This window comes from Hymenobacter koreensis (assembly GCF_039541855.1).
In the GTDB taxonomy this organism is placed as follows: Bacteria; Bacteroidota; Bacteroidia; order Cytophagales; family Hymenobacteraceae; genus Solirubrum; species Solirubrum koreensis.
Genome location: NZ_BAABHA010000002.1, coordinates 1,061,580 through 1,073,569, shown reverse-complemented (window position 1 = coordinate 1,073,569; position 11,990 = coordinate 1,061,580). Strand labels below are relative to the sequence as shown.

Below are 11,990 nucleotides of genomic sequence, written 5' to 3'. Positions count from 1 at the left end.
ATTCTGACTCCTAGCTCCCAACTCCTAGCTCCTCAATACTCATAATATGTCTGAACAAAGAGTCGCCGCCCGCTACGCCAAGTCCTTGCTGGATTTGGCTCAGGAGCAGGGTACGCTGGACAAGGTGCAACAGGACATGGAGCTTTTCGGCAACACGCTGGACGGCAGCCGCGACCTGCGCCTGGCCCTGCGCAACCCCATTGTGCAGCACGACAAGAAGCTGAACATCCTGCGGCGGCTGTTCGAAGGCAAGGTGTCGGACCTCACCATGAAGTTCTTCACCATTGTCACGCAGAAAAACCGTGAGACGGCGCTGGAATTCATGGCAAGTGAGTTTCAGACGCAGTTCAACAAACTGCGCAACATCCAGATTGCCGACGTGACCACGGCCACGCCGCTAACCCCGGAACTGCGTGAGCAGGTTCAGCGTCTGGTACAAGAACAAACCGGCGGCGGCACCATCGAACTGCGCGAGCACGTCGACGCCAGCCTCATCGGTGGCATCGTTCTGCGTTTGGGTGACCGGCAGATCGATGACTCGGTTCGCACGCGCCTCAACCGCCTGCGCACCACCTTCAAACAGAACCCCTACCAAGCCCAACTATAAGTCAGCGTCATGGCAGAAGTACGTCCGGATGAAGTATCCGCCATTCTGCGGGAGCAGTTGTCCAATTTCAAGACCGAATCCGAACTCGAAGAAGTCGGTACGGTGCTGCAGGTTGGCGACGGGGTAGCCCGCATTTACGGCCTCACGAAGGCCCAATCGGGCGAATTGCTCGAGTTTGAAAACGGCCTGCAGGCCCTGGTGCTCAACCTGGAAGAAGACAACGTAGGTGCCGTAATGCTCGGCGACTACTCTGAAATCCGGGAAGGCGCTACCGTACGCCGCACCAAGAAAATTGCTTCGATCAAAGTTGGTGAAGGCATTGTAGGCCGCGTGGTAAACACGCTCGGCCAGCCTATCGACGGCCGTGGCCCCATTGCCGGCGAGTTGTACGAGATGCCCCTGGAGCGCAAAGCTCCTGGTGTAATCTACCGTCAACCGGTAAACGAGCCCCTGCAAACCGGTATCAAGGCCATCGACGCCATGATTCCGATCGGTCGTGGTCAGCGCGAACTGATCATCGGTGACCGTCAGACCGGCAAGTCGACCGTAGCCATCGACACCATCTTGAACCAGCGCGAGTTCTTCGAGCGCGGCGAGCCGGTATTCTGCATCTACGTAGCCGTAGGTCAGAAGGCTTCGACGGTTGCTCAGGTAGTTAACTCGCTGCAGCGCGGCGGTGCCATGGACTACACCGTGGTAGTAGCCGCTTCGGCTTCCGACCCCGCTCCGATGCAGTTCTTCGCGCCCTTCACGGGTGCCGCCATCGGCGAGTTCTTCCGCGACACGGGCCGTCCGGCTCTGGTGGTGTACGATGACTTGTCGAAGCAAGCGGTAGCCTACCGCGAGGTGTCGCTGTTGCTGCGTCGTCCTCCCGGACGTGAGGCTTACCCTGGGGACGTGTTCTACCTGCACAGCCGTTTGCTCGAGCGTGCCGCCAAGATCAACGCCTCCGACACGATTGCCCGCGACATGAACGACTTGCCCGAGAGCATCAAGCACTTGGTGAAAGGCGGCGGTTCGCTAACGGCTCTGCCCTTGATCGAAACCCAGGCCGGTGACGTTTCGGCGTACATCCCGACCAACGTAATTTCGATTACCGACGGCCAGATCTTCCTCGAAACGAACCTGTTCAACTCGGGTATTCGTCCGGCTATCAACGTGGGTATCTCGGTATCGCGTGTGGGTGGTAACGCCCAGATCAAGTCGATGAAGAAAGTAGCCGGTACGCTGAAGCTGGACCAAGCTCAGTTCCGCGAACTGGAAGCTTTTGCCAAATTCGGCTCGGACCTCGATGCCTCGACCAAACTCACCATTGAGCGCGGCCGTCGCAACCTCGAAATCCTGAAGCAGCCCCAGTTCTCGCCCCAGAAGGTGGAAGATCAGGTAGCTATCATCTACGCAGCCACGAACGGTCTGCTCGACCGCGTTCCGGTAAACCGTGTGCGCGAGTTTGAGCGTGAGTTCACCCAGGTGATGAACACCCGTCATGCCGACGTGCTGGCAGGCCTGAAGGCCGGGAAGCTCGACGACACCATCACGGGCACCATCCGCCAGGTGACGCAAGACCTGTCGGCCTCGTACGCTACGAAGTAATTTATTAGTTGTCAGTTGTTGGTTGTCAGGGGTCAGGAAGATGCGGCGGTTACGTTGCTTCGCCCATCCTGACAACCGACAACGAGCAACTGACAACTCTTTTTCAACGCAATGGCTAGCTTAAAAGAAGTTCGCAACCGCATCGTGTCGGTCAGCTCGACGCAGCAAATCACCAAAGCCATGAAAATGGTGGCGGCGGCTAAGCTGCGACGCGCTCAGGACAACATCATGCGCATGCGGCCCTACGCCCAGCGGCTCAACAGCATTCTGGCCAACCTCTCGCAGGGTGCCGATGCCGATGTAACCGGCGCCTACGGCGTGCAGCGTGACGTGCGTCGTGTGCTCATCATTGCCATTACCTCGGACCGCGGCCTGGCCGGTGCTTTCAACAGCAACGTGTTCAAGGGCGTGAATCAACTGATTCAGGAGCGCTACCAGGCACAGGCTGCGGCCGGTAACGTGAGCTTTATGGCCATCGGCCGCAAGGCCCACGATTACTACGGCCGTCGTGGCGAGCTGGTAGGCAACTACACCCAAGTGTTTGCCCAGCTTTCCTTCGATACGGTGCGCGTGGCTGCTGAGCAAGCCATGACTGGCTTTGCCAACGGCGAATACGACCAAGTGGTGATGGTGTACAACGAGTTCAAGAACGTTGCTACCCAAATCATCCGTGCCGAGCAACTGCTACCTATTCTGCCCGCTGAAGCGCCGGTAACTACCGGTGCCACCTCGAACGTGGATTACATTTTCGAGCCGAGCAAAGAGGAAATTGTGCGTACGCTTATCCCAACGTCGCTGAAAGTACAGCTCTATAAGGCTGTACTGGAAAGCAACGCGTCGGAGCACGGCGCCCGCATGACGGCTATGGATAAAGCCACCGACAACGCCGGTGAGCTGCTCAAGTCGCTCAAGCTGACCTACAACCGGACGCGTCAGGCGGCCATCACCACCGAGATTCTCGAAATCGTGGGTGGTGCTGAAGCCTTGGCTGCGGGTCGGTAAAAAGCAAGATTTGTTCAACAAGCCAAAACGGCCCGCCTCCGGAAAGGAGGCGGGCCGTTTTGGCGTTTTAATAGGGCTAGAACCGAGCCCTGGCGGGTTGCGCTTATAGGGCGGCGCGACGGGCGGTTACTTCCGCAATGGCGGCCTCCAGCTCCAGCACCTGCACGGCTACCTGGCGCACGTCTACGGCCTTGAGGAAGGCGGCCGTGGGCGTGCGGGCGGCACTGGCCGCGGGGGTGCTCAGGTCTTCCACGCGGCGCTGGGCGCGGGTCAGCAGCCGGTCCAGGGTGGCGTGCTCGGCGCTGCCGGGCGTTAGGCCCGCCACCAGCGGCGTCAGGCGGGTTACGCTGGCCGTGGCTGCCGCCAGGTCCTGGTTGCGGTCGGTGGCCCGGTCCGCCGACTGGTCGGCCTGTAAATCCAGCACCTGGTCGCGCACGGTAAACACGCGCCGCTCCTGGTTTAGGGCGGTGAGTACGGTGTCGCACTCGGCTGGGGTGGTCAATAATTCAACAGGAAATGGCATAAAAATGAAGATAAAGGTGGCGGAGTTGCCGGCCGTAAGGTAGAAGAAAATCCCAAGCTCAACCATACGGCGGAAGGGGACCCCACCTCCGTAGGGAAGGCACCCCACCCCCATCCCCTCCCCAAAAGGAGAGGGGTGCCAGACGACTTCGTTGTTTGCCAGAACGCAACCCTCCCTACGGGATGTCGCGCATCAAGCGAGGCGGCTACGGCTACATGCTAGTCCCCCCGCTCCAGGGGAGAGGGGGCTAGGGGTGAGGTCCCGTGAGGGCGGCTACTTCGGCCCGCAGGCCGGCCACGCGGGCGGCCAGCAGGTGGCGGGTGGCGGCGGCGGCGGCGGGGTCGGGCTCGTCGCGGGCTAGGTCGGTGGCCAGCTCGCCCAGCCAGCGGGCGTAGCGGGCCGCTTCCGGGGGCTCGGGGGGGGCAGGGGTGATTTGCAGCAGGGCCAGGCCCCAGCGGCGGTGGGCCAGCACGGCGGCGCGGGCCTGGAGCTGCGCCAGGCGCTGGCCCTGGACGAGCAGCCGCAGCTGGCAGTCGCGCCGGCGGCGGCGCAGGGGCTCCGGGGCGGCGTCGGGCGGGGCGGGCGGCAGCTGCGCGTCGGGGGCGGGCAGGGGGGCCAGGGGCGCGTAAACCGGCGGCTCGGGCGGGGTGGTGGGCCCCGGCCCCAGGGGCGGGGGCAGCAGCTGCGCCAGGTGCAGCAGGCGCGGGGCCAGGGCCGGGGGCAGCCCCCGCCGCCCCGTTTCAAGGTGGTTTACGAAGCCCGCCGTTACGCCCAAGTAGCGGGCCAGCTGGCGCATGGAAAGGCCCAGGTGCAGGCGCACGGCGGTGGTCAGGCTGATGTCGGGCAGGGGAGAGGCGGTGGTAGACACGGGCGAGGAAACAAAGGCGGGCCGGCCGCGCCGGCCGGCAGGTGAGAGAGCGGGTGGCGGAACATACGCAGCCGGTACCAGAACCGGCCGAAACGGCCAGCCGCCGGCCGAACCAGAGGCGTTACGCCAGCAAGCCGCGCCTAGCACCTGGTTGCAAAACCAGTTTGGGCGTAAGTATACAGCCGCGAGTTAAAACAGTAGCCCGTATACTAGTGTAGATATACACGTGGCATTTTCTAAAGCCGTCTGTATACCATCTATGGTATACAGACTATGCTACCATGCCATTATGATATACCACCCAGCCGCCGCCGCCACACCACCAGACCGGCACCAGCGCCAACTCGCGTAACGGGCTGATTTTTTGGTCACAGTAAAACGGGACTGGTAGGAATTGTTGAGCTTACATAGCCGAACACCGCCGGGGCGTGCCTACCTTTATAGAATATATAGTGTACCTGATTTCTTATCAGGGCACTACCCGTTGACTGCTCTGCGCCTGCTGGCGCAACCCTTTCCACACCTTCGCATGAATCACTGCTACGCTGCTTGCCGGCGCCCTTTGGGCGCCCGGTTGCTTCTTGCCCTCGGGGCGCTGCTGGCCCTGCTGCTGCCGCCGGCGGCCCGGGCCCAAACGGCCCCGCCCTGGGCCGCTGCCCTGGCCCCTACCCAAGCCAGCGGTGCCGGCTCGGCCACCATCAACGCCACGGCCGTGAATGCGGCCGGCGACGTATTCATCACCGGCATCTTCTCCGGGCAGGTAAGATTCGGAACCGCCACGCTGACCAGCGCGGGCAACTCCGACGGGTTCGTGGCCAAGTGGAACACGGCCGCCGGCACCTGGGCCTGGGCCGCGGCCGCCGGCGGCCTGGGTGTTGACGAGAGCCGGGCCTTAGCCGTGAGCGGCAGCAGCGTGTACCTGACCGGCTACATCCAAAACAGCAGCGCCGACGCCAACGCCGTGCGCTTCGGCGGGGTGCCCCTGCCCGGGGCCAGTTTTGCTAACACCCAGGACGTGTTCGTGGCCCGGTACACCGACGCGGGCACCAGCGCCACCTACAACTGGGCCACGGTGGGAGGCGGCACCAGCAACGACCAGGGGTACGGCATTGCCGCGAGCGGCAGCAGCGTGTACTTGACCGGCTACTGCACGAACAACAACGCCAACGGCAGCGCCGTGCAATTCAGCGGGGTAGCCCTGCCCGGGACCAGCGTAGGCAACAACCAGGACGTGTTCGTAGTCAAGTACACCGACGCGGGCACCGGCGCCACCTACAACTGGGGCGTAGTCGGGGGCGGCACCGGCATCGACGAGGGCCGGGCCATTGCCGTGAGCGGCAGCAGCGTGTACCTGACCGGCTACTGCAACAACAACACCACCGACGCCAACGCCGTGCGCTTCAGCGGAATATCCCTGCCCGGGGCCAGCACCACCAGCAGCCCCGACGTGTTCGTGGCCAAATACACCGACGCGGGCACCGGCGCCACCTGCAACTGGGCGGCGGCCGGCGGCGGCATCGGCAACGACTTCGGCCGCGGTATTGCCGTGAGCGGCACGGGCGTGTACCTGACGGGCAACCTCAACAACAACGCCGCCGATGCCAACGCCGCGCGCTTCGGCGGAATGCCCCTGCCCGGGGCCAGCGCCACCAATGGCTTCGACGTGTTCGTGGCCAAGTACACCGACGCGGGCACCGGCGCCACGTACAACTGGGCCACGGCCGGCGGCGGCACCGCCGCCGACGAGGGCCGGGCCATTGCCGTGAGCGGCAGCAGCGTGTACCTGACGGGCTACACCACGAACACCGCCGCCAACGGCAGCGCCGTGCAATTCGGCGGGGTGGCCCTGCCCGGGACCAGCACCAGCAACAGCCAGGACGTGTTCGTGGCCAAGTACACCGACGCGGGCACCGGCGCCACCTGCAACTGGGCCACGGCCGGCGGCGGCACCGGCGCCGACGTTGGCGCAGGCATTGCCGTGAGCGGCAGCAGCGTGCAGGTGGGACTGAGCAGCGGCAACGCGCCGGCCCTGTTTGGGGCGGCAGCAGCCGTGGTTCCGAGCGCGGCCGGCCGGGCCGCGCTCGACGCGGCCACCGGCAGCTGGCAGAATACCGGCACGGCGGTTACGGCCACCGGTACGTCGGTGGTCCGGGCCACGGCCGTGAATGCGGCCGGCGACGTGTTCATCACCGGCACCTTCTCCGGGCAGGTAGGTTTTGGGACCACCACGCTGGCCAGCACGGGCAACTCCGACGTGTTCGTGGCCAAATGGAGCCCGGCCACCAATACCTGGGCCTGGGCCGTGGCCGCCGGCGGCACCGGCAACGACGAGGGCCGGGCCATTGCCGTGAGCGGCACGAGCGTGTACCTGACGGGCTCCATCACCAACACCGCCGCCGACGTCAGCGCCGTGCGCTTCGGCGGAATACCCCTGCCCGGGACCAGCTCTAACAACCTCCCCGACATGTTCGTGGCCAAGTACACCGACGCGGGCACCGGCGCCACCTGCAACTGGGCCACGGCCGGCGGCGGCAGCAACACCGACGAGGGCCGGGCCATTGCCGTGAGCGGCACGAGCGTGTACCTGACGGGCTCTTTCCAAAATACCGCCGCCGACGCCAACGCCGTGCGCTTTGGCGGCGTGGCCCTGCCCGGGGCCAGCGCCTCTAATTCCCTCGACGTGTTCGTGGCCAGGTACACCGACGTGGGCACCGGCGCCACCTGCAACTGGGCCACGGCCGGCGGCGGCTCCACCGTCGACGTGGGCCAGGCCATTGCCGTGAGCGGCACGGGCGTGTACCTGACGGGCTACATCCAAAACACCGCCGCCAACGGCAGCGCCGTGCAATTCAGCGGGGTGGCCCTGCCCGGCAACGGCACCTCGCTCAATGCCAACGTGTTCGTGGCCAAGTACACCGACGCGGGCGCCCTGGGCTGGGTAACGGGCGCCGGCGGCACCAGCACCGATCAGGGCCAGGCTATTGCCGTGAGCGGCGGCAGCGTGTACCTGACGGGCTTCACCAACAACAACAGCGCCAATACCAGCGCCGTGCAATTCGGCGGGGTGGCCCTGCCCGGCAACGGCACCTCGCTCAATTTCAACGTGTTCGTGGCCAGGTACGCCGACACGGGCGCCCTGGGCTGGGTAACGGGCGCCGGCGGCAACGGCGCCGACCAGGGCTTGGCCATTGCCGTGAGCGGCGGCAGCGTGTACCTGACGGGCTTTGTCACCAATAACGCCGCCAACACTAACCTTGTGCGCTTTTTGTCGGTGGACCTGCCCGGACTCGGTGCCAGCAACAGCAGCGACGCGTTCGTGGTTAAATACACCGACGCGGGCAGCACCATCGCCTGCGACTGGGCCGTGGCCGGCGGCGGCAGCTCCGTCGACCAGGGCCAGAGCCTGGCCGTGAGCGGCACGGGCGTGTACGTGGCGGGCCTGATAAATCCGCCCGCCACTTTCGGGGCCACCACGCTCAGTCCCGCCGGGCAGGCGGCTTTCGCAGCCCGGCTCGTGGACATACCCCCGCCGCCGGTGCTCAGCGCCCTGGCGCCGGCCAGCGGACCGGCCGGCAGCCAGTTCGCTCTCACGGGCACCTTCCTGACCGGGGCCACGGCCGTGACCTTTACCAGCAGCGGCGGCACGGCCACGGCGGCCCCGGCGGGCTACGTGGTGGCCAGCAGCACCAGCATTACCGGCGCCACGGTGCCCGCCGGCCTGGCCCTGGGCGCCTACACCGTAACCGTAACCACGCCCGGCGGCACCAGCAACGGGCTGCCCTTCGAGGTAACCGTGCCCGAGCCCAGCTTCAGCGGCGTAACGCCCAACCCCGGCGGGCGGGGCCAGGTGCTCACGCTCAGCGGCACCAGCCTGGGCAACCCCACGGCCCTGACTGTTAACGGGGCCGACGCCCTGGCCGGCATCCTGAGCAACACCGGCCGCAGCGTGGTGGTGCGCGTGCCGGCCGCGGCCGCAACCGGCAGCGGCAGCATTGCCCTGACCACGGCCTTCGGCACGGCCACCGCGCCCTTCGCCGTGGTGGCGCCTCCCGGCAACGCCCTGGCCCTGGACGGCTCCAACGACTTCCTGAGCTTCGACGCTACGCCGGCGGTAGCCAGCCTCGGGGCGGGAGCCTTTACCCTCGAAGCCTGGGTGTACTACGACGGCAACACGGGGGGTAACCCCATCGTGCGCAAAATCGGCGACTACGGCCTGCACATCATCAACGGTCGGCTCGCCGCCGACGTGTGGCCCAGCGCGGGGAACGTGCGCGCGGTGAGCGGTTCGGTACCCGTGCCCGCCAACCGCTGGACCCACGTGGCGGCCACTTGGAACTCCGCCGGTACGGCCTTCCTGCTGTACGTGAACGGCGTGCCGGACGCGGCCACCACCACCAACACCGGCATCAGCTCCGGCACCGAAAACCTGCACGTGGGCGGGTCTGACGCCATACCCGGTCAGCACTTCCGTGGGCGCCTCGACGAGGTGCGCATCTACAACGCGGCCCTGACCCCGGCCAACATCGTGGCCGACATGACCAGCGACGTGGCCAGCGTACCCGCCAGCCTGCGCCTGCACCTGAACTTCGACCAGGGCACGCCGGCCACGGCCAGCACCGGCGACAACGCCGGCCTGATTACCCTCTACGACCTGGTAAACGGCTACGCCGGCACGCTCACCAACCTGGCCCTGACCAGCGGCAACACCACCAGCAACTACGTGGAGAGCTACGCCCAGGTGCTGCCCACGGCCACGCCCGCTACGGTAATAACGAGCAGTGGCTTCACCGCCAACTGGACGGCCCCGGCCTTGGGCACAGCCAACACCTACGAAATAGAGGTAGCCACCAACGCGGATTTTACCGCCGGCCTGTCCTCGCGCACCGTGGCCGCCACGGCCACCAACGTAGCCCTGACGGGGCTGGTGGGCGGCACCACGTACTACTACCGCGTGCGGGCCGATAAGACCTCGGTAACCGGGCAGGGGGGCTATTCCAACCCCGTTGCCGTAACGCTGCCGGCGTGCGCGGCGCCGGTGGCCTTGGCCCAAAGCGCCAGCGTGAGCCTGGACGTGAACGGCAACGCCACCCTGACGGCCGCGGCCGTGAACAACGGCAGCACCGCCGACTGCGCCGCGGCCCCGGCCGGCGCGCTGAGCGTGTCGCCCAGCCTCTTCAGCTGCGCCGACGCCGTGCCGCCCACCGTGGCCGGCGCCCTGCACCTGAACGGCAGCGGCCAATACCTGAGCGTGGCCGCCGGCAACGCCATGCCCATTGGTAACGACTCCTACACGCTGGAAGCCTGGATCAAGCCCGCCAACATGGGCGCCTACGGCATCATTGGCTGGGGCAACTACGGCACCGGCCCGCAGGTGAATGCCCTGCGCCTCTTCAACGACTTTCGCGGCATCGGTTTGGTCCACTACTGGTGGGGGCCGGACATCCTGCGCAATACCGCCGACCTGAGCGGCGCCTGGCACCACGTAGCGGCGAGCTACGACGCGGCGGCCAACACGCGCACGCTCTACCTCGACGGCGTGGCCATTGCGACGGACAACCCCGGCCCCCACGCCGTGCCCAACGCCGACAACCTGACCATTGGAAAAACAGTCGGCACCGAGTTCTTCAACGGCAGCCTCGACGAGGTGCGCGTGTGGAGCGTGGCCCGCACGGCCGCCCAGATCAACGCGGCCAAGGGCATTGGCCTGCCGGGTGGCACGAGCGGACTGGTAGCGTACTACCGCTTCAACGAGGGCAGCGGCACGCTGGTGAACGACGCCACCGGCGCGGCAGCCAACCAGGCCAGCTTTGTGGGGTCTCCCACCTGGACCACCGACGCGGCCCCGGTAACCAACGGCGTGCCCGTGACGCTCACCGTGACCGACGCGGGCGGCAACACCGCCACGGCCCCGGCCGTGGTAACGGTGAGCGTGCCGCCTACGCCCACCACCACCTGGAACGGCAGCCTGAGCACCGCCCCGCTGGCCTGCCAGAACTGGAGCTTCGGCAAAGTGCCCGACGCCACCACCGACGTGGTTGTTCCGGCGGGCCAGGCCCGCTACCCGGTAGTGGGCGCCGGCACCGTTGCCGCGAAGAACCTGACCGTGGCCAGCGGCGCCAGCCTAACGACCAACGCCGGCACCACCCTGCAAGTAAGCGGCGACCTGACCGACAACGGCACGACCACCCTCAACGGCACGGTGGCTTTTGTGGGCAGCGCCGCTACCCAAACGCTGAGCAGCGGCACCGTGGCCACCCTGGTGGTGAACAAGCCCGCCGGCACGGTGCAGCTGGCCCGGAACCTCGCCATTGGCACAGCCCTCACGCTCAGCAGCGGCACGCTCACGACCACCGGCGCCTACCAGGTTGACCTGGGCGGCTCGGCCGTTCTGAGCGAGAGCAGCACTGGCTACGTGGTGGGCAAAGCAGTGGTGAACCGCACCCTGGTGCCCGGTACCGCCCAGGCTTTCGGCGGCCTGGGCCTGACGCTGACGCCGGCCGCCGGCTCCACCGCTCCCGGCGCCACGCTGGTGAGCCGCGTAACCGGCACGGCCCTCACGGGTACGGGCAGCAGCCAAAGCATCCGGCGCTACTACGACATCCAGCCCGCCGTAAACGCCGGCCTGAACGTGACCATGGATTTCCGTTACTTCGACCACGAGCTGAACGGCATTGCACCGGCTAACCTGGCCCTGTTCGAATCGGAGAGCAGCCTTGCGGGCCCCTGGGCACCGCAGGGGGGCGTAGCGGGGCCGAATGTGGTAACCAAAACCGGCATCACGGATTTCTCCATCTGGACCTTGGGCAGCCGGTCCAACCCGCTGCCGGTGGCGCTGACCGCCTTCTCGGCCACGGCCACGGGCCACCGGGCGGTACGCCTGGCCTGGGTTACGGCTACGGAAACCAATAGCGCCCGTTTTGAGGTGGAGCGTAGTCTCGACGGCAGCCACTTTGCGCCCATTGGCACGGTGGCCGCGGCCGGCCACAGCAGCGCCCCGCGCCGCTACGAGCTGCTGGACGCGGCGCTGCCGACCAACGCCGTGGCGCTCTATTACCGCTTGCGGCAAGTGGACCAGGACGACACGTTCAGCCATTCGCCGGTGCGCGTGGTCACCCTAACGGCCCCATTTGCCGCCACTAGCCTCACGCTGGCCCCGAATCCGTCCCGGACCACCACCCTGGCCGGTGCGCCGGCCGGTGCCGCTGTGGCCGTGTACGACGCGCTGGGCCGCCAGGTGCTGATGGCTACTGCCGATGCCACGGGTACGGCCCTGCTGGTGATGCCCGGCGGATGCCCGGCCGGGGTGTACGTGGTGCGTACCGGCACGCAGGCCGTGCGCCTGCTGGTGGAATAGCCCGGCTGTTGTTGCTTACAAGGGCCCCGGCAAAATGCCGGGG

6 protein-coding genes are annotated in these 11,990 nt (G+C 66.5%); 4 read left to right on the top strand and 2 right to left on the bottom strand.

The window, feature by feature from the left end; genetic code table 11:
- The first annotated feature begins 46 nt into the window (after positions 1–46).
- From atpH to atpG, 3 genes are all read left to right on the top strand, one after another.
- Positions 47–607, top strand: coding sequence for an ATP synthase F1 subunit delta (gene atpH, locus ABD903_RS07465; RefSeq protein WP_345222741.1), 561 nt, complete (start codon positions 47–49; stop codon positions 605–607).
- A gap of 9 nt (positions 608–616) precedes the next feature.
- Entirely contained in the window at positions 617–2,200 is a 1,584-nt protein-coding gene (gene atpA / locus ABD903_RS07460; RefSeq protein ID WP_345222740.1) for a F0F1 ATP synthase subunit alpha, read from the top strand.
- Between the two features lie 111 nt (positions 2,201–2,311).
- On the top strand, positions 2,312–3,202 hold the full coding sequence (gene atpG, locus ABD903_RS07455) for an ATP synthase F1 subunit gamma (RefSeq protein WP_345222738.1): 891 nt from the start codon (positions 2,312–2,314) through the stop codon (positions 3,200–3,202).
- 103 nt (positions 3,203–3,305) lie between these two features.
- Here the strand turns inward: atpG and ABD903_RS07450 are convergent, their stop codons facing one another.
- Positions 3,306–3,725: a hypothetical protein gene (locus ABD903_RS07450; RefSeq protein ID WP_345222736.1), complete on the bottom strand. Its 420-nt coding sequence runs from the start codon at positions 3,723–3,725 to the stop codon at positions 3,306–3,308.
- Positions 3,726–3,972: 247 nt separating this feature from the next.
- A complete protein-coding gene (locus ABD903_RS07445; protein ID WP_345222735.1) occupies positions 3,973–4,593 on the bottom strand; it encodes a helix-turn-helix domain-containing protein in 621 nt (206 codons plus the stop codon).
- Positions 4,594–5,122: 529 nt separating this feature from the next.
- Here ABD903_RS07445 and ABD903_RS07440 point away from each other — a divergent pair.
- Positions 5,123–11,947 carry a LamG-like jellyroll fold domain-containing protein gene (locus tag ABD903_RS07440; RefSeq protein WP_345222733.1) on the top strand — a complete coding sequence of 2,275 codons (6,825 nt, stop codon included), beginning with the start codon at positions 5,123–5,125 and terminating at the stop codon, positions 11,945–11,947.
- Positions 11,948–11,990 lie beyond the last annotated feature (43 nt).